The 19,675-nt window shown below is 43.0% G+C and carries 16 protein-coding genes and 1 pseudogene; 16 read left to right on the top strand and 1 reads right to left on the bottom strand.

Going from position 1 to position 19,675, the window contains the following annotated elements; genetic code table 11:
* Positions 1 to 35 precede the first annotated feature (35 nt).
* Together NSQ22_RS10095 and NSQ22_RS10090 are read left to right on the top strand one after the other, a co-directional pair.
* Positions 36 to 839, top strand: a complete 804-nt coding sequence (locus NSQ22_RS10095; RefSeq protein WP_099233537.1) for an HAD-IIA family hydrolase — start codon at positions 36 to 38, stop codon at positions 837 to 839.
* The gene (locus NSQ22_RS10090) at positions 836 to 2,053 is read left to right on the top strand and encodes a sn-glycerol-1-phosphate dehydrogenase (RefSeq protein WP_081157617.1); all 1,218 of its coding nucleotides are present in this window, start codon (positions 836 to 838) and stop codon (positions 2,051 to 2,053) included. The genes NSQ22_RS10095 and NSQ22_RS10090 overlap by 4 nt, the downstream gene beginning before the upstream one ends.
* A gap of 330 nt (positions 2,054 to 2,383) precedes the next feature.
* Here NSQ22_RS10090 and NSQ22_RS10085 read toward each other — a convergent pair whose 3' ends face one another.
* Entirely contained in the window at positions 2,384 to 2,743 is a 360-nt protein-coding gene (locus NSQ22_RS10085) for a hypothetical protein (RefSeq protein ID WP_311088111.1), read from the bottom strand.
* A 443-nt stretch (positions 2,744 to 3,186) separates the two neighbouring features.
* Here NSQ22_RS10085 and NSQ22_RS10080 point away from each other — a divergent pair, with 443 nt between their 5' ends.
* From NSQ22_RS10080 to NSQ22_RS10015, 14 genes and pseudogenes are all read left to right on the top strand, one after another.
* Complete coding sequence (locus NSQ22_RS10080; protein ID WP_311088110.1) at positions 3,187 to 3,435, top strand: hypothetical protein; 249 nt, start codon at positions 3,187 to 3,189, stop codon at positions 3,433 to 3,435.
* A 420-nt stretch (positions 3,436 to 3,855) separates the two neighbouring features.
* Positions 3,856 to 4,067 (top strand): annotated as a pseudogene (locus NSQ22_RS10075) (gfo/Idh/MocA family oxidoreductase); the annotation flags it as partial.
* 505 nt (positions 4,068 to 4,572) lie between these two features.
* Positions 4,573 to 6,303, top strand: a complete 1,731-nt coding sequence (locus tag NSQ22_RS10070) for a sensor histidine kinase (protein WP_008880055.1) — start codon at positions 4,573 to 4,575, stop codon at positions 6,301 to 6,303.
* Positions 6,303 to 7,094 carry a response regulator gene (locus NSQ22_RS10065; RefSeq protein WP_008880056.1) on the top strand — a complete coding sequence of 264 codons (792 nt, stop codon included), beginning with the start codon at positions 6,303 to 6,305 and terminating at the stop codon, positions 7,092 to 7,094. Before NSQ22_RS10070 ends, NSQ22_RS10065 begins: the two co-directional genes overlap by 1 nt.
* Positions 7,095 to 7,208: 114 nt before the next feature.
* Entirely contained in the window at positions 7,209 to 8,531 is a 1,323-nt protein-coding gene (locus NSQ22_RS10060; RefSeq protein ID WP_008880057.1) for an extracellular solute-binding protein, read from the top strand.
* 75 nt (positions 8,532 to 8,606) lie between these two features.
* Entirely contained in the window at positions 8,607 to 9,476 is an 870-nt protein-coding gene (locus NSQ22_RS10055; RefSeq protein WP_008880058.1) for a sugar ABC transporter permease, read from the top strand.
* Between the two features lie 14 nt (positions 9,477 to 9,490).
* A complete protein-coding gene (locus NSQ22_RS10050) occupies positions 9,491 to 10,357 on the top strand; it encodes a carbohydrate ABC transporter permease (protein WP_008880059.1) in 867 nt (288 codons plus the stop codon).
* A 215-nt stretch (positions 10,358 to 10,572) separates the two neighbouring features.
* Entirely contained in the window at positions 10,573 to 11,622 is a 1,050-nt protein-coding gene (locus tag NSQ22_RS10045; protein WP_008880060.1) for an aldose epimerase family protein, read from the top strand.
* A 13-nt stretch (positions 11,623 to 11,635) separates the two neighbouring features.
* Positions 11,636 to 12,262 (top strand): polysaccharide deacetylase family protein, encoded by a 627-nt coding sequence (locus NSQ22_RS10040; RefSeq protein WP_008880061.1) that lies wholly within the window; start codon positions 11,636 to 11,638, stop codon positions 12,260 to 12,262.
* Between the two features lie 110 nt (positions 12,263 to 12,372).
* Positions 12,373 to 14,490 carry a glycoside hydrolase family 52 protein gene (locus NSQ22_RS10035; RefSeq protein ID WP_081157504.1) on the top strand — a complete coding sequence of 706 codons (2,118 nt, stop codon included), beginning with the start codon at positions 12,373 to 12,375 and terminating at the stop codon, positions 14,488 to 14,490.
* Positions 14,491 to 14,492: 2 nt separating this feature from the next.
* Positions 14,493 to 15,488 carry an endo-1,4-beta-xylanase gene (locus tag NSQ22_RS10030; RefSeq protein ID WP_081157505.1) on the top strand — a complete coding sequence of 332 codons (996 nt, stop codon included), beginning with the start codon at positions 14,493 to 14,495 and terminating at the stop codon, positions 15,486 to 15,488.
* 548 nt (positions 15,489 to 16,036) lie between these two features.
* Entirely contained in the window at positions 16,037 to 17,680 is a 1,644-nt protein-coding gene (locus tag NSQ22_RS10025; protein WP_008880065.1) for an extracellular solute-binding protein, read from the top strand.
* A gap of 131 nt (positions 17,681 to 17,811) precedes the next feature.
* Positions 17,812 to 18,762: a sugar ABC transporter permease gene (locus NSQ22_RS10020; RefSeq protein ID WP_011887514.1), complete on the top strand. Its 951-nt coding sequence runs from the start codon at positions 17,812 to 17,814 to the stop codon at positions 18,760 to 18,762.
* Between the two features lie 14 nt (positions 18,763 to 18,776).
* Complete coding sequence (locus NSQ22_RS10015; RefSeq protein ID WP_008880068.1) at positions 18,777 to 19,667, top strand: carbohydrate ABC transporter permease; 891 nt, start codon at positions 18,777 to 18,779, stop codon at positions 19,665 to 19,667.
* Positions 19,668 to 19,675 lie beyond the last annotated feature (8 nt).

Raw genomic sequence — 19,675 nt, 5'->3', positions numbered from 1 at the left:
ACTTACATACGAAGGCAAAGAAGAGGGGGATGCCGGTGACGGATGAAATTGAAGGTGTGTTGATTGATTTGGACGGGACGATATGGAAAGGGAATCAGCTGATTCCGCATGCGGATGAGGCGATCGCCCACCTCCGCTCTCTTGGAAAACGCATCGTGTTCGTCAGCAATCGCGGCAATTGGTCACGGCGCATGTGCTATGAACAGCTCACACGATTCGGGATGGCCGTAACAGAAGAGGAGATTATTTTATCCTCAACGGTCACAGCACAATTTTTGCGCGAACACTATCCGCTCTGTCAAGTTTGGACGCTGGGGGATAAGGGGCTGCGCGAAGAGTTGCGCCTTCACCAAGTTCGATTGGCAGCCGTGCCGGAGGAAGCGGACTTTCTTGTTATTACACTGCATGAGACAATGACATATCAAGACTTGAATTTAGCGTTTCGCGCTGTTTCTCATGGAGCGCGTATCATGGCGACCAACATTGATAAAACGTTCCCTAATGAACATGGGAATGCCATTGATGTAGCGGGGATGGTCGGGGCGATTGAAGCGGCGACGGGGCGAAAGGTGGAATTCGTATTTGGAAAGCCAACCTGCTTTATGGCTGAAGCGGCCTTACGTCAGTTACAAGTGCCGCCTAACCGTTGTCTTATCATTGGTGACAGTGTGGAGTCAGATATTCGCATGGGGCGGATGCATGGGATGAGAACCGCTCTCGTGTTGACCGGTAATACAAAGCCGAGTCAGCTTGACGCATTGAGAGCCAAGGAACGGCCCGATTATGTGTTGGACTCGATTGGCGACATCATCCGCTTAGGGAAGGAGATCATGCAATGAATCAAACATTGGACAACATCGTTTCATTAGCCAAGCAATGTCAGTGCGGGCATCATCATTATGATATTTCGATTGAACAAATCGTCGTAAGCCATGAGGCGTTTAACCAGTTGGCCGCTTATTTGCGATACAAACAGTATAAGAAAGTCGTTGTGGTGGCTGACAATCGCACGTTTACGGCGGCAGGGCGATCATTGTGCGACAAACTGAAAAACGAATCGGTTCTCTATACAGTGTGCCTTATTCAGTCAGATGAAAATGAAGATGTCATCGCCGATGAGCGTGCGATCATGCAAGTGCTGCTAGAAACGCCGAATGATGTCGATGCTTTCATTGCCGTAGGAGCGGGAACGGTTCATGACATTACTCGTTTTAGTAGTTACAAAATGAAAGTTCCGTTCATTTCGGTTCCTACTGCTCCATCGGTCGATGGATTTACGTCCATGGGCGCTCCGCTCATCATTCGCGGGGTGAAAAAGACCATTCAAGCACAGGCGCCGATTGCTGTGTTTGCCGATACGGATGTGTTATGCCAAGCACCTAAAGCGATGATCGCTGCTGGATTCGGTGACATGGTGGCAAAGTATACGTCATTGGCCGACTGGCAGTTTGCCCATTGGATGGCGAACGAGCCGTATTGCCCGCTTGTTTATCAGCTGACGATACAGTCGCTGAACGCTTGTGTCGACCATATGGAGGATATTGCTGCGGGGAATGAAAAGGGGATTCATGTATTAATGGATGCGCTTCTTCAGTCGGGCATCGCCATGTTACTCATGGGTCAATCGTACTCCGCTTCCGGTGCCGAGCATCATCTTTCTCACTATTGGGAAATGGAATTTTTACGTCAGAATAAACGGCAGGTGCTCCATGGAGCAAAAGTGGGGGTATCGACTCCGATTATTGTGGAGCACTACCAACGTGTCTTTTGGCCTTTGTTGAGCGAATTAAAGCAACGCCCAAAGTCAATGGACGAAACCATATGGGAACGGCTCAAAACCTATACGGATTCTATTCAGGAGCTGCTTGAATCGTTGCCCTCCCCAGAGCGTATTCGGGCAATGGTAGAGAAAGTAGGCGGGGCGGTTGCTCCACAACAGCTCGGTATCGATCCATTGTTAGTAGAGCGTAGTTTGAAGGAAGCCCATCGGTTGCGTCTGAATCGTTTCACGATGCTCTATTGTTTAAACGAATGTATGTTGATGGAAGGGTAGCGTCAAAGGTTTTATGAAAACTCTACACATACTATCCCCTTGAGCATCTTAGGGATGCCTAAGGCCGGATTCACCCTTGACCAACACTTGCCAAAGGAGCGAAAGAGTCGCTAAGGGAGATGGGGACAAAAAAGAAGACAATCGAAAAGCCACTCTTGCCCTTACCGAATGTTGCTTTTGGCGGTGTTCGGTTGGTCAAGGGTTCCCGACTCCATCAGGTTTTCTCTTCAGTAGGTTCTGGAGGACAAAAAAAGTTAGGCTGCCTTGTTTCGAAGAGAGTTCTGAGCCAAGGCGATAAGCTTTGTCTAGCGGGTCGGCATATGTGGAAGATCAGTCAGTTCCAGGATGACGACCGGTACCTAGACTTCGAGCGCGCCGTGTTGGGCGCAGAAAGTTGAAGTACGCCGCAAACAGCGTCACAAAGGACACTGGAGCCTTCTTCCGTACAACTCCATGAGTCGGGCGGTAGTTGTCTTTAAAGGTCTGTTTGAATCGCTCAATGATTGGCTTGAGAGGGCGAAACTCTTCTAACACCGGATCCTCATTGGTCAGCCCGATCACTTGGTGGACATGGAACGAGATCCCATGCTGGGCGAATAATTGCTGCGCCAGACAGTAAATGAGATTGCCATCCACGACGAACGACAAGTCGCTGGGAAGGGACGGCAGCTTCTGCAGGACATCATCCATGGCCTTGATAGCCGAGAGCGTGTCTCGGCTGGGTGGAGATGCGATACGACAGTCCGATCTTTTTCACCGTGTCGAATATAAAGAACAGGTCATGCCAACGGCATTTCACACGAATATGCGTCTCGTCCCCACAGAACGAAGCGACCTGTTCATACGGGAACCGGTCACAAAGGACTTGATTCAAAGTGCGGCGTTGTTGGCATAGTTAAGCACCGTCTAATTCGAGATCGACCTTGCCATGGATCTCCTTCATGGCGGCTGCCGTCATGTGGGAGGACATCCTCGAAGTTGATATGATACGTCAGCCTGAGTCCTAACATGTGCGGTGACACAGCCATCCGGGACAAATCGACCTTCGGATTGATGGGCGGCAAGGAAGTCAGTGGGAGAAAGTCAAACAAGAATTCTCGAAACCAATATCCCACATTGAAGGATTGTGGATCTTGGAGAAAACATCGGTGTTTCTTGTTCGTCATCCGTCGAAGGTTGGCCTGGTAAAACGGGCAATCTTTACATTCCTTGATTTTTTTCAACGTCTTTTTGCAGTGCGGGCAACGAAAGACCACTTGCTTGGTGAACCGATTTCGGTGGTTGAACCGGCACTGGCACACTTTGCATGGTTTTTGCCCTTTTCTACCATTGATGGTGTACAGGTAGGAGGAGGGAGCCTGGCAGCGATGGCAGATCAGTGAATCAGGAACACCGTGTTTCGCCTTCGGGCGACGTTGAATGGGCTACAAAGGACGGCTGTGCTGCGCCTCGTAGTCTGTTAGAAGCTTTCGAAAGTCGATCGTTTTCGGCACATCGATGATCGGAAGGTCATCGACCTGAAGTTTCCGGTACGGCTTTTGGACGGGTTCGTCCAAGTCCTCAAGATTCAAGGATTTTCCAAATATCATACCCATTAAGTATACAATGATTTGATATTGGGTCTTGATTATTTCGAGCAAATAGGCTAATCATTGAGGTAACAAGCTTGTCACTCCTTTGTTTTGGCTGTTGAGTATGTGGCTACCTCAATGATGGCCGAAAAAATAGGGATCGAGAACTTTTTTCTTTCAATCGTTAAAACTCAAGGAAAAAATGTTAGTGTGGAGGATAAACGTTTGACAGTACCGATGGCGGTGAGGGGAGAATCACCGTTGTGACCGATGACGGAAATGTAAGGGAAGGCGATCAATACGCGCTGCAAATCGAGCACTTCTCGCGCGGTATTCTTGGAGGCACACTGCTGTTGTATTCTCCAGAGCGCATGATCAAACAAGCGCAGGTGTTAGATGCTTGGCGTACATCGATGAAGACGGGAACGATCGTAAGGTTATAAGGAAAGAAGCACCCTTTACGTATGAGAAGTGGTGTAGAACAGGATTAACGAAAACTGAGGGCAAAAATGTAATCGCTGGTTGAGTAGATCGGTGAGTGTATCTCAACCAGCGTTTTTTTATTGGTTAATAATGAATTTAAATGTAATCTTTGTTTAGGTTATATACAAACTATTTAAAAACTACTATACTGTTTAGTTAGAAGAGTCTGTTCTCTTTAATTATTCAGGCAAAAGTAAGGTATAACCAAAACGGAAAGATACTCGACTCGTGAGCGTGGAATTATTAGCAACCAATCTAACATAAGCATAGTTTAAGCAACTAGCTTTCTGATGAAGTGATGCATTTTTGTTTTATAACTCTTTTCCGTAGTGTTGGAGGATGTCACAGTTATACATTGAATGCTTGGATGGTACAGGTGCGGTTGAGAAATTAACATTTCAACGTACGTTGTGTTAATCATAACTTGTAGGACGGCAATTTTACTATAGAAAGGTACGTAACGTTATGGTAGATCGTATAAAAAAATGGAACACGCTGCGGAATCAAATATTAGTTATATTCTTATTTGTTATGATCATCGTACTGTCTATAGTCAGTATCATTACCCTCAGACAAGTATCTTTACTTATCAAGAATAATGCGGAAGATCAAATCAGGCAGACAGCTGTCGAGGCGAGCGGGAGGATTGATTCACTGTTTGAACAGTTAAATACGGCAACAAAATCTATTATGACGAATCACGAAGTTCAAAAACTATTTGAACGAATGTATTTAGGGAAGAGCGTAACGTTTGCGGAGTTACAGGGACTAAAAAGCATTGTAAATAATATTCAGGCGAACTCTGAAGGAGTTTATTCAGTTGAATTATATACTACAGATTTAAAGCAGATTTTTCCGCTGAACGACTCAACTAAAATGTTTCAGCGTATCAATGTAAAATGGATCCATGAAGCCGAACAAGCGAAAGGTAAGTTGGTTTGGATAGGAGAAGATCCGAAAAATGACGATTTTTATTTGGCGATTAGACGAATATCCTTGATCGAGCATAATTTTGAGAATGGCGGCTATTTATTGGTCCGGATTAATAAACCATATTTTTCAATTACCGAAGTAAATACGCAACAATATTTATTTGTATTGGATCATGAGTGGAATCCGATTTTTTCTAACTTTTCAAAATCAATCGATGTTCTTTCTTTGAAACATCAGTCAACTACAAAGATTAATCAGATTGAATATATGGTGACGAAGCAATCCTCTACTAAAGGATTTACCGTTGTTATATTAACTCCTGTTAGTGCTCTTACAAAGGGAATGAATGGCATCCGTCTGGGAATTATTTTTGCCGGTATCATTGGGATAGTGATTTACTTCTTATGTTCTTTATTTCTTTCCAATATGATTACAAAGCCGATTGTCAACTTGACAAAAACGATGCGACTTGCTAATGAGGGATTATTAACTATTGATCCGGAAACGATCACTGTTAATGAAATAAGAGAACTGAATAGCACATACAACCAATTGGTGAGGGAAACGAACCATCTGATTAAAACGGTATACCAAAAAGAAATTATTCGTAGCCAAAGTGAGTTAAAAGCGTTGCAGGCACAGATTAATCCTCATTTTCTATATAATACTTTGGAATCGTTGCGTTGGTCCTTAGAAGAAAAGGGGGAAGAAGACTTAGCTGATGTGGTCGTTTCGATGTCGGATTTATTTCGTTATACTATCAGTAGAAATTCAAACGACGATTGGGTCACGTTGAAAGAAGAGTTTGATCATATTGGGAATTACATAGAAATTATAAAATTTCGGTTTGGTGACCGCATAAAGTGGTGTTTGCTGTTACCGGAGGCGCTAGAGCATGTAAAAATCCCTAAGCTTTTAATTCAACCATTGGTTGAGAACGCGGTCGTACATGGTTCGGAAAATCAATTAGCTTCTTGTACCATTACGGTAGCGGCCGAGCTAGCTTCAGATAGTTATATACAGATCGTTGTGGAGGATGACGGGGTCGGGATGGACGAGGAAAGACTGCAGGCTGTCAAACAGGCAATGGATACTGGTGATATTATTTCAAAAAGTGGGAAGGGAATGGCTTTGCATAATGTCAAAAAACGCTTGCAGCTTTACTATAATGAGGAAATAAGTGATAGTATAACAATTTGCAGCCATAAAAACAAAGGAACGAAGATAACGCTGAAAATTCCTGTTAACGGAGGTGAAACGTAATGTACGATAAGACGATCTTAGTCGTAGATGATGAACCAAGAGCGAGAGAGGGGATTAAAAGGGCGTTGGAAAAGTGGGCCTCTGGCAAACATAGAATTATGACAGCCTCCAATGGGAAGGAGGCATTAACGATTTTACAACAAGAAAAGGTACATGTATTATTGACGGATATTCGAATGCCAGAGATCACGGGTCTTGAAGTGTTGGAAAGGATGAATGAAGAAGAAGTTTCTCCCGTTGTGATTATCATCTCCGCCTATCCTGATTTTGATTATGCGCAAAAAGCCATCGGCCTTGGTGTATTGAATTATTTATTGAAGCCCATTAAAAAAAGTGAGTTGATCGATGCGATTGAAAAAGCCATACATGTTTCTAATAAGAAAGAGAGAGAAAGGGTCATCGAAAAAGTGATTGATGATAAATTGATAAACGCTTTTGATCAAAGTAGCCAAACACGTGAGCCAGTCCGGGAAGCCATTCAGTTTATTGATCACCATCTAAAGCAGGACTTATCGTTAAAAGATGTAGCAGAACATGTCCATTTGAACCCAAGTTATTTTAGCACGCTGTTTAAAGAACAAATGAAACTGACATTTAGTGAATATCTTACAAGAAGGAGAATGCAGCGAGCGAAAGAATTGTTGATTACGACAAGAATGACTGTGTCGGAAATTGCTGAAGAATGCGGATACAAAACAACTAAATACTTCATTCGGTTATTTAAAGAAATGGAAGGAGAGACGCCGAATAGCTACCGAAAACGGCAAAATAAAGGGGTTTCAATTATCTGAAAATAATGGTACTTTCCCTAATCGTTGTTACCTTTTTTGCCTCCTGTTGCAATGGTACACTGTATTCGTAAGCAAGTTTATTAATTTTAAATAACAAAAAGGGGGGCAAAATTAGTGAAAAAGAAAGCGTTAACATTGTTGGTTTTATTTACGCTTATGATCGGTTTTGCATTGTCTGGCTGCTCTTCGTCGAGTGAATCGGCAAGCGGGGACAAATCGGGAGACGGGAAAATCCATCTCAAGTTTATGCATGATTGGCCGAAAGGAAGTTCGACAGCTTACTATAATCTCGTCGAAGAAATTATTAAAGACTATGAAGCGAAAAATCCAAATGTTGTGATCGATGTGGAAGTGTTAAATCCTGATCAATATCGGGATAAATTAAAAGTGTTGGCTGCTTCGAATGAATTGCCTGATGTGGGGTTGACGTGGTCCAACGGTTTTGCTGAACCGTATGCAACGGGAGGACAGTTTGCCCCGTTAGATGATATTATAGAAAAAGAATTTAAAGACCAGTTTGTACCTGGTACAGCAGAATCGTATTCGTTTAATGGAAAATTTTATGCGCTGCCAATGGAAATGAACATTACTTATATTTTCTACAATAAAGAGATTTTCAAAAAATATGGTCTCCAAGAACCGAAAAACTTTGAAGATTTGAAAAATATCGGAAAAACGTTAGCTAAAAATGGTATCATCCCAGCAACGGTTGGTTCGAAGGACGGATGGCCGGCATCAATGTGGTTTATGTACCTCGCTGACCGGATTGGTGGCCCGACGATTTTGACGGACGTCATTCATGGGAAAGTAAAAATGTCTGATCCAGCCATTGTAAAAGCGGCGAAAGAAATTCAAAATCTTGTCGATATGGGATTCTTCGTGAAAGGAAATACTGCCTTCTCGAATGACGATGCCAAGGGTTATTTCCTAAACGAAAAAGCGGCAATGTTCTTAACGGCTACATGGGAATTGCCGAACTTTACGACAAGCCCAGATGTTCCAAAAGAATTTAAAGAAAAAGTCGGTTATTTTAAATTCCCGCTGTACGAAGGCGGAAAAGGAACAGATGTGAACAGCTATGTCGGCGGCCCAGGGTTAGGAGCGTTTGTTGCAGAAAATTCGAAACATAAAGAACAAGCCAAAGATTTCGCTGCGTTTCTTGTAAAAGAATGGGGCAAACGTTCGGTTGAAGGGGCAGGCATTCTTCCGGCTACGAAAGTCAATACGGAAGGATTAGACGTGCCAGAAATGTATCTTGATGTCTTAAATGATATTAACAACGCAACAAATATCACGACTTGGTTTGACACTCAAGCAAGCCCGAATGTGTCCGAATTGCACCACGATTTGATGACGGCTCTGTTTGGTAAACAAGTAACACCGGAGGAATTTGCAAAGCAACATGATGAAGCGCTCGCTGAGGAAGCAAAGAAATAAAGTGAACAAGAATTTTGGGGGCATGGGTGGCAACATATGCCCCCTCATTTGTAAACCGAGAAGGGGTTATTGGCGATGAAAAATGTTATGTCCAATAAAACAGCGATTGTTCTTTATGTCCTACCGTCGCTTCTTCTTGTCTTGTTTTTAATTTATATCCCGATTGTATTAACGGGATATTATGGCTTGATGGATTGGAGCGGGGTAGGCCAGATGAAGTTTATTGGCTTGGAAAATTACAAAAAACTGATTCATGACAAGCTGTTTTGGGAAAGCACTTGGCACTCCGTCCTGTTGGCGATATTTTCTGTCCTGAGCTTAGTTGGCTATTTGATTGTATCATTAGTATTGGCGAGCAAGATTAAGGGAGCTAATCTATTTAGAAAAATTTACATTATCCCAATGCTGATGTCGTCTGTCGCTATTGCTCAGCTCTGGATCAAAATTTTTGATCCCATGAACGGACTGATTAACAGCTTGTTGTCTATGTTTGGAATAAAGGATACTCCACTTTGGTTAGCAGATCCTGATATGGCGTTATATGCGATCTTTGTTCCCATTGTCTGGCAATATGCCGGGTTTTATATCATTATTATTTATGCAGCATTAATCAATGTTCCTCAAGAGCTTATTGAGGCAGCAAGAATTGACGGAGCAAATGCATTTCAAATTGCCTATAAAATTAAAGTACCCCTTATTTCGGGAGTACTGAAAGTGCTAACTATTCTCGCTGTTGTTGGTTCCTTGAAATATTTCGACCTCATTTATGTCATGACGGGGGGCGGGCCCGGCCATGCTACAGAAGTGATTGCTTCCTATATGTACAAAGAGGCGTTTGGAAAATTTAATTTCGGATATGGGAGTGCGATTGGCTTTGGACTATTGATCATTAGTATGGGAACAACATGGATGATTCAAAAAATGCTAAGAACAAATAAAGAGTAAAAGGGGAATTTACAATGAAAGGGAAGAGCGGCTCAAGATCCGAACACCAATCACCCTTAAGACGAATAGGAATGGGAATTCTTTACTTCGTATTGGTCATTGTAGCGCTTGTTCAACTATACCCGTTAGTGTGGTTATTTCAGTTGTCACTGAAAACAAATCAGGAAGTATTTGGAATGTCGCCATTTGCTTTACCGAAATCTCCACGTTGGGAGAATTATATCAATGCATGGTTTGATGGAGGGATTAACAAATACTTTTTAAATAGTGTTTGGTATACCGTTGTTGCCGTTTTGTTAACATTGATTCTAGCAAGTTTTGTTACGTTTGCATTGACGAGAATGGAGTGGAAATTGAAAGGTGTTGTTTTAGCTTTATTTATGATCGCCTATATGATTCCGCTGCATTCGACATTAATTCCATTATTTAATATTTACAATAAAATTAACTTAATTGATAATCCAGTCTCTATTATTCTTTCGTATACGACATTTAACTTGCCGATTACCATTATGATTTTATTAGGTTTTTACCAATCATTGCCGAGGGAAATTGAAGAAGCAGCTGTTATCGATGGCTGCTCGATCCATAAAATCTTTTTCCGAATTACATTACCGATGACTGTACCGATTCTTTCCACCACAGCCATCATTAACATGATTTACAATTGGAATGAATTCGTGTTTGTGAACACGTTCATTAGTTCGGAGAAATGGAAAACAATTACAGTAGGGGTAAATAACTTTGTTGGGCAATACTTAACCGATTGGGGAGCCATTGGAGCTACCCTAGTGATCAGTATTTTGCCGATTTTGATTGTTTATTTGTTCTTGAGTGATCGTATTATTGAGGGATTAGTTGCTGGTTCGGTAAAAGGGTAATATTCAGTAGGGAGTATGCAAATAGGGTTATTTCTAGCCAGCAAGTTTATCTCTTTTCAAGATTCTATTTCTATATCATCTATATACTTCGCATGCCAACTCGTCTGTGTAAAGAGTCGTTATATAAAGTTTGTTTGTGATATATACAAACTATTCTAACCACAGTATAAACGTAGAAAGGATTGCTTTGCTCAGTTGGGAAAGGGGGAGGAATTTTGGATATTTCCAAAAAAATATGGACTCAACTTCATGAAAAAGACGTTCTTTTGTTCACGTTGATGAATGACCGCGGCATGGAACTATCGGCGACGAATTATGGCTGCATTGTGACGAAACTGCTTGTCCCGGATCGGAATGGAAACGTCGAGAACGTTGTACTTGGATTTAACGACTTTGATCCATATTTGACGAATACCCCTTACTTTGGGGCGGTGATCGGCCGGGTAGCAGGACGTATTCAAGGGGCTAGCTTTGAACTTGATGGCGTCACGTATCAATTAGCGAAAAACGAAAACAACAACCATCTGCATGGCGGTCCGAATGGATTCCACCGCGTACTTTGGGAGGCGGAGCCCATCCAGCGCGACAATGGGGTCGGGGTGATCTTTTCCTATACGAGTCCAGACGGGGAAGAAGGATATCCTGGAACAGTGAATGTTCAAGTGACGTATTGGCTTAATAATGACAACGAATGGATCGTCACCTATCGAGCCCATTCGGACCAAACGACATTGTTCAACTTGACAAATCATACGTATTTTAACTTAAGCGGTAACTTAAAAAGGGATATTTTGGACCATACGTTAACGATCCAAAGTTCGCGCGTGTTAGAGTTGAATAAGGAATTGATTCCAACCGGAGCAGTCATCGATGTCGCCGGCACACCGTTTGATTTGCGTCAAGGAAAGAGAGTAAGAGAGGCAGTCGAATCGGGACATCCGCAAATTGAACTTGTCGGGCAAGGATACGATCATCCGTTTTGGCTTGACCGGCATCATGACAAAGAAATTGTGCTCTATGACGACGAGAGTGGGAGGATGTTGACAGTCGAGACGGATGAAGTCGGTGTGGTGGTGTACACGTCAAACCAATTGCCGGAAGGGCTCGATCTTAACGGTGCGCCATCGCGAAAATATTTGGGCATCTGCCTTGAAACCCAAGGGTTGCCAGATGCGATTCACCATGCACAGTTTCCGTCTTGGGTACTGTCAGCAAATGAGGAGCGGGTATCAACGACGATGTATCGGTTTGGCATAGCTGAATAAATGGGAGGATGGCATGTCTAGATTGGAAATGATTGAACATGTTGAGACGCCTCGCAAGGTGGTCGCCATAACGTTCGATGATGGACCAAATCCGGTTTATACGTTAAAGGTGCTAGATATATTTGAGAAGATAGCGGGAAAGGTGACCTTTTTCATGATTGGGCGTCATATGGAGGAACATCCCGAAATTGTAGAAGCTGTCAAATTACAGGGGCATGAAATTGGCAATCATACGTATTCGCATGCTAGACTGACCTCTTTAGATGAAGATGACTGCTTGCAAGAGATGGAGCGAACGGATGCAATGATTGCCGCTATGACTGGAAGAAAGGCTGTTGTCTTCCGTCCACCCTATCTTGACTATAATGAAACTGTTATGTCAATGTGCCATCATTTCGGCTATAAGATGATTGGTGCTCTTAATACTGATGCGCTAGACTGGGAGCAACCTGGTGTCGATTATATTGTTCAGAAGACCCGCAATCATATAAAAAATGGAAGCATCCTGCTTTTCCATGATGGATTTGGGGATCGTTCGCAAACGATCCAAGCTGTTAAAATACTCGTTTCAGAGTTGCGGTTGCAAGGATATGAATTTGTCACCATCAGCGAGTTATTACAGTTGCAGACGATGGATTAAATAATCTAGGTGATCCCTCTACCAAATTAACATTCTATCGATTGCTATTAAAATGATGCTGTTTGCGTGATAAAAGGATAAAGAGGAGAAAAGGAGAGAGAAAAATGATTATGCCAAACAATCTATTTTTTAACGCCCACCATTCACCGGTTGGAGCGTTTTCCAGCTTCACATTAGGGTTTCCGGGAAAAAGCGGGGGATTGGATCTCGAACTCGCCCGTCCACCGCGGCAAAACGTATTTATTGGCGTAGAATCGTTACATGAATCGGGATTATATCACGTTCTACCATTTTGGGAGACATCGGGAGAAGATGAAAGTAAACGGTATGACATTGAAAATCCCGACCCGAATCCGCAAAAACCGAACATTTTAATCCCGTTTGCCAAAGAGGAGATTCAACGCGAATTTCATGTGGCAACAGATACATGGAAGGCTGGAGATTTAACGTTTACGATTTATTCTCCTGTAAAAGCGGTGCCAGATCCGGAAACCGCGGACGAGGAAGCACTCAAGCTGGCGTTGGTTCCAGCTGTAATCGTTGAGATGAAGATTGATAATACAAATGGAACGAGAGCACGGCGGGCGTTTTTCGGGTTCGAAGGCACCGATCCGTATACTTCGATGCGGCGAATCGATGAGACATGCCCGCAACTGCGCGGAGTTGGGCAAGGGCGAATTGTTGGCATCGTTTCCAAAGACGAGGATGTTCGCTCCGCGTTGCATTTTAGTATGGAAGATATTTTAACGGCGCAGCTCGAAGAAAACTGGACGTTTGGGCTTGGAAAAGTCGGTGCGTTAATTGTCGATGTTCCAGCGGGTGAAAAGAAAACGTATCAGTTTGCTGTTTGTTTTTATCGTGGCGGTTACGTGACAGCGGGAATGGATACTTCTTATTTCTATACTCGTTTCTTTAATAATATTGAGGAAGTCGGCCTTTATGCGTTAGAGAAGGCAGAAGTGCTGAAGGAGCAATCGTTTCGTTCGAACGAACTCATTGAAAAAGAATGGCTCTCCGATGATCAAAAGTTTATGATGGCGCATGCCATTCGCAGTTATTACGGCAATACACAGCTGCTTGAGCATGAAGGAAAGCCGATTTGGGTTGTCAACGAAGGCGAGTACCGCATGATGAATACGTTTGATTTGACCGTCGACCAACTGTTTTTTGAGTTGAAGATGAATCCATGGACGGTGAAAAATGTCCTTGACTTATATGTCGAACGCTATAGTTACGAGGATGGTGTTCGTTTTCCGGGAGAAGAGACAGAATATCCGGGTGGCATCAGTTTTACTCATGACATGGGAGTAGCGAATACGTTCTTGCGCCCGCACCACTCGTCATACGAGCTATATGGCCTTAGCGGTTGCTTCTCGCATATGACGCACGAACAGCTCGTCAACTGGGTGCTTTGCGCTGCGGTGTACATTGAACAAACCAAAGACTGGGCATGGCGCGACAAGCGGCTTGCCATCTTAGAACAGTGTCTAGAAAGCATGGTTCGCCGCGATCATCCCGATCCGGAAAAACGGAATGGCATTATGGGATTGGATAGTACTCGCACGATGGGCGGAGCGGAAATTACGACGTATGACAGTTTGGACGTTTCCCTCGGCCAAGCCCGCAACAATTTATATTTAGCAGGTAAATGTTGGGCAGCCTATGTAGCGCTTGAGAAATTATTCCATGATGTCGGCAAGGAAGAATTGGCCGCGCTGGCGGGAGAGCAGGCAGAAAAATGTGCGGCGACAATCGTCAGCTATGTGACTGATGATGGGTACATCCCGGCTGTCATGGGAGAAGGAAACGACTCCAAAATCATCCCAGCTATCGAGGGGCTTGTGTTCCCTTATTTCACTAATTGTCATGAGGCGTTAAACAAAGACGGCCGCTTCGGAGAATATATTCAAGCCTTGAACGCTCATTTGCGTTATGTGCTTCGGGAAGGAATTTGTTTGTTCCCGGATGGAGGATGGAAGATTTCCTCAACGAGCAACAACTCGTGGCTGAGCAAAATTTACTTATGCCAGTTTATCGCCCGCCATCTGTTAGGTTGGGAGTGGGACGAACAAGGCAAACGGGCCGATGCTGCCCATGTTGCATGGCTTACTCATCCAACGCTTTCGATTTGGAGTTGGAGTGACCAAATCATCGCTGGTGAAATTAAAGCCAGCAAATATTATCCGCGCGGCGTGACAAGCATTTTATGGCTTGAGGAGGGGGAATGAGCGTGAGTCAATCGCTCCCCTCCCTCCGTGAAGTATTTGCGAATGACTTTCGCATTGGAGCGGCAGTTAATCCGGTGACCATTGAATCACAAAAACAGCTGTTGATTAGCCACGTCAACAGCCTTACAGCCGAAAACCATATGAAGTTCGAACACCTTCAGCCGGAAGAAGGGCGGTTCACGTTTGACATCGCCGATCGAATCGTCGATTTCGCTCGTTCCCATCACATGGCGGTTCGCGGGCATACGCTCGTATGGCATAACCAAACGCCGGATTGGGTGTTTCAGGATGGTCAAGGTCATTTCATCAGCAGGGATGTGTTGCTTGAGCGGATGAAGTCCCACATTTCCGCAGTTGTACGGCGGTACAAGGGGAAAGTGTATTGCTGGGATGTGGTCAACGAAGCGGTGGCTGACGAGGGGAGCGAATGGTTGCGTTCATCGAAGTGGCGCCAAATCATTGGGGACGATTTTATTGAACAGGCGTTTCTCTGTGCTCATGAAGCCGACCCAGACGCGTTGTTGTTTTACAATGATTATAATGAATGTTTTCCGAAAAAACGCGAGAAGATCTATACACTAGTTAAATCTTTGCGAGACAAAGGGATTCCCATTCACGGCATCGGTATGCAGGCGCATTGGAGCCTGACGCGCCCGTCATTGGACGAAATTCGAGCAGCCATTGAACGATATGCGTCTCTCGATGTGGTTCTTCACATTACGGAGCTTGATGTATCTATGTTTGAATTTCACGACCATCGCAAGGACTTAGCTGCCCCTACAAACGAAATGATCGAACGACAGGCAGAGCGGTACGAACAAATTTTCACTCTATTCAAGGAGTATCGTGACGTAATTGAAAGTGTAACATTTTGGGGAATGGCCGATGACTATACGTGGCTCGATCACTTTCCGGTGCAAGGGAGAAAAAACTGGCCATTTTTGTTTGATGAACAACACGAACCGAAGTCAGCTTTTTGGAGAGTGGCGAGTATCTAACTTCTAGTTGCTTTGAAAGCATACTATATAGCGAAGAGGGGAGAAAATAGAGTTTAGTTCCCCTCTTCCATAATAATTAAGGAACTTTCAGAAAAATGTTGAATTAGGGAAGATTTTTCGTTATAATCAAAATAAAACTGGTATACTAGTGTTACTAGTAATCAAATTTTATGTAAGACGGTATGTTTGCCCTTTTCGAACTAGGAGATATTATTTCCAAACTAGTATACTAGAATGTTAATTTTGTGACCGATAATCAAATTTGTATGACCAAAAGAGAAAAAGCAGGTTGTTTACAAGGCTAGTGAAAAACGGCCATCCCTTTAGCTAGCGTACAATTCATCCAATAGGAAAGTTGCTATATTTCTCCATTTGAAAAACACCACAGGAAAGCAGGGCCTTCGGTTAAATTTATTAATATTTCGTTTGAAACCGCTTACTATCTAAGGCTTGAAAGGGGGGATTTATTTAGAGAGAGACCGATATCGTTTTTCTTTATGGTGGTTGCGAGTAAGGGGGATTTAGAAAACGGGATTGGAGGGAGAAAGGTGTTAAAAAAGGTTTTTACCACTTTAACGGTAACCGTGCTGACAGCTGGAGTGCTTGCGGGATGTACAGACAACGAATCAGCTTCATCAGGCAGCTCTAGCGAGTCGAAAGATGGAAAAGTTACTATTACAACCGTGCGTACGCTAAAAGATGATACAAAATTTCGTGATGGGGAAGATCTTAATAATAACCCGATTACACGGTGGTCGGAAAAAGAGTTAGGCATCAAATGGGAAACGCTTTGGACTGTTCCAAATGATGAACAATACAACAACAAAATCCGTTTGGCTTTATCATCAGGGCAAAAGTTGCCTGACGTATTTAAAGTGTCCGATGGGCAATTAATCAACGATTTAATCCGTTCTGGGAAAGTGATGCCAGTTGATGAAGCTATTGAGAAATATGCATCACCCAGATTAAAAGAGATTTATGAGAAATTTCCGGAAGCGTTTTATCCGGCTACGGTAGATGGGAAACGTTACGGGATTCCACGGTTCTCTGGAGGAAATGGCTCTGACTCCTTGCTTTGGATTCGCAAAGACTGGCTCGACAAGTTAGGACTCCAGCCACCAAAAACGATCGAAGATCTTGAAAAAATTATGGATGCGTTTGTCAACAAAGATCCGGATGGAAACGGAAAAAAGGATACGATCGGCTTAACGCTAGCCAGCAAAAATGGCTTGGCGACATGGCTTGCTGATGGCAGCTTTATTTTCGGCGCTTACGGCAATTATGTGCCCGGTTCATGGTCAAAAGGAGAAGATGGTTCTTTGGTCTATGGTTCCGTTCAACCGTCTATGAAAAAGGCTCTAGAAAAATTGAATGAATGGTATAAAAAGGGATATTTAGATAAAGAAGTAGGTATTTTAGATGAACAAACGGCAATTGAAAGCTTTGTTGCCGGGAAGTCTGGGATTATTTCCGCCCCGCCTTGGGCAGCTGGCTGGCCGATCACAGATGCATTGAAAAATAATCCAGGGGCTGTAGTTGAGCCATATCCGCTACCAAGCGGCCCAGACGGCAAAATTGGGCGGCGCGGTGAAGGGCTTGTCACGGGAATGTTTTTGTTTAGTAAAGATTTTAAACATATGGATAAGTTTTTTGAATACTTAGATGCTATTTATGGCTACATTTACAATGATTCGACATATTTCGAGTATGGATTGGCTGAAGGTTATGATTATGTCATTAAAGATGGAAAGCCTGTTTATGATGTAGATCAAATTCCTGGAGGAAAAATCGATCCAGGAAAGTATTTTATCATAGAAGATATCCCGACTGTTCCGTACATGCTTTACGAATTAGCAGAAGAATTGTATACAACAAAACGCGATGCTAAGAATGCGTACGAATATACAAAAATTGTTTCTCAAGGCGATTCTTACATGAAAGCAGCAACAATTGTTAATCAGCAAAACCAATACCGCATCGAAAATGAATTTACTGGACCGCCGACAAAAACAATGCAAAAACGCTTTGAATTCCTAACGAAAATGGAGCGTGAGACGTTTGCCAACATTATTTATGGCCGGGCTCCTCTCAGTGCATTTGATGATTTCGTGAAAAAGTGGGAAGAATCTGGCGGTAAAGAGATTACAAAAGAAGTGAACGAATGGTATCAATCAGTGAAAGGAGAAAAGTAAAAGAGCATGGTATAGCGGTGCGGACATGGTTGGCATAATCCATTATGACAATCGGTGTCTGCACCTATCTTTTCTTAATATGGGTATGCTTGGGAAATGCGCTTTGAACGAAGAGAAAGGGGGAGGAAATAATGCAGCCGACAGTAGATCTAAAACAGCAAACAGCGGCGGTTGGAACGCGGAAACAATGGAAGTTGAAAGGGACATGGCAGTTGCATACGATGTTGCTTCCAGCCCTTGTCATTGTATTCGTTTTTCAGTACATTCCAATGCTTGGATTAGTGATGGCATTTCAAGATTATGAGCCGTGGCTTGGTTTTTTGCATTCACCTTGGGTTGGCCTTGAACATTTTAAAACGATGTTTGAATATGAAGATGCTCGTCAAGTGATATGGAATACACTTGTAATTTCCACTTTGAAAATCATTTTTAATCTTGCCATACCGCTTGCGTTCGCTTTACTACTGAATGAAATATATGTAATGAAGTTTAAACGGACTGTCCAGACGATCGTTTATTTACCGCATTTTTTGTCTTGGGTTATCTTAGGCGGTATTTTGATTGATATGCTTTCCCCAGAAGGGGGCATGGTCAATCGCGTGCTGACGGCATTATTTGGTATTGAGCCGATTTTCTTTCTCGGTGATAATGATTGGTTTCGCACAGTTGTTGTCGTGACTGATGTTTGGAAAGAATGTGGGTTTAATACGATCGTGTTTTTAGCTGCTCTTACTTCAATTAATCCATCATTGTATGAAGCTGCAATTGTTGATGGGGCGAATCGTTGGCAGCAAACCATTTACATTACCTTGCCTTCCATGTTGCCGATTATCATCGTTGTGGGGACTTTATCGTTAGGAAACATTTTAAATGCGGGGTTTGATCAAATTTTAAACTTGTACAACCCACTCGTTTACAAAACGGGTGATATTATCGATACGTACGTTTACCGCGTCGGTCTTTTAAACGGGGATTTTAGCTATGCGACGGCCGTTGGGTTATTTAAATCGATCATTAGCTTTATTTTAGTAGTGACAGGATATCGTCTCGCCTATAAGTATGCTAACTATAAAATTTTTTAAGGGAGGGGAGGCATATGCATCATCATTATCAAAAAAGCTTGTCCTACAAAATATTTACTATTTTTAACTATACTTTTTTAACGGTTGCTGCTTTGCTTTGTATTTTGCCTCTTATTCATATTTTAGCTGTTTCTTTTAGCGGTAGTGCAGCAGCAACGGCCAATCTTGTCGGGCTTTGGCCAGTCGATTTTACGCTTGATGCGTACGAAAAAACGATCGGGAACGAAAACTTTTTGCGCTCCCTCTGGAATTCCTTTTTACGGGTCGTATTAGGGACGGCCATTTCCATGGCAGTCATGTTGTGCGCAGCTTATCCGTTATCCAAAAGCGACAAAGCATTTCGTGGACGAAAAATTTATATGTGGTTTTTCGTTTTTACTATGCTGTTCCATGGTGGGCTTGTTCCGACCTATATGGTTGTGACAAAGCTCGGATTGACTGATACGATTTGGGCGCTCATTTTGCCGTCTGCGGTCAGCTCGTTCAACTTAATTTTGCTTATTAACTTTTTCCGTACATCGGTGCCAAAATCGCTTGAGGAAGCTGCTTTAATGGATGGGGCAAATCACTTCACGATTTTCTGGAAAATTTATTTACCAATCTCTGTGCCAGCGATTGCGACGATTTCACTCTTTACAATGGTATTCCATTGGAATTCATGGTTTGACGGCATAATTTATATGTCCGATGTCAAGCATTATCCGTTGTCCACTTTTTTGCAAACGATTATTGTCCAACAAGACTTTACTAAAATGAGTGTTGATGCAGAGACATTACAAAACTTGTCCGAACGAACAGTGAAAGCTGCACAAATTTTTATTGCTGCGTTGCCAATGCTAGCCGTTTATCCATTTGTACAAAAATTCTTTGTCAAGGGGATTGTCTTAGGAGCGGAAAAAGAATAAGAGGGGGA

Origin of the sequence: Geobacillus sp. FSL K6-3411 (genome assembly GCF_037965715.1) — a bacterium.
Taxonomy (GTDB): Bacteria; Bacillota; Bacilli; order Bacillales; family Anoxybacillaceae; genus Geobacillus; species Geobacillus thermodenitrificans.
Note: the sequence above shows the minus strand (reverse complement) of the source record. Positions and strands in the feature narration are given on the sequence as shown.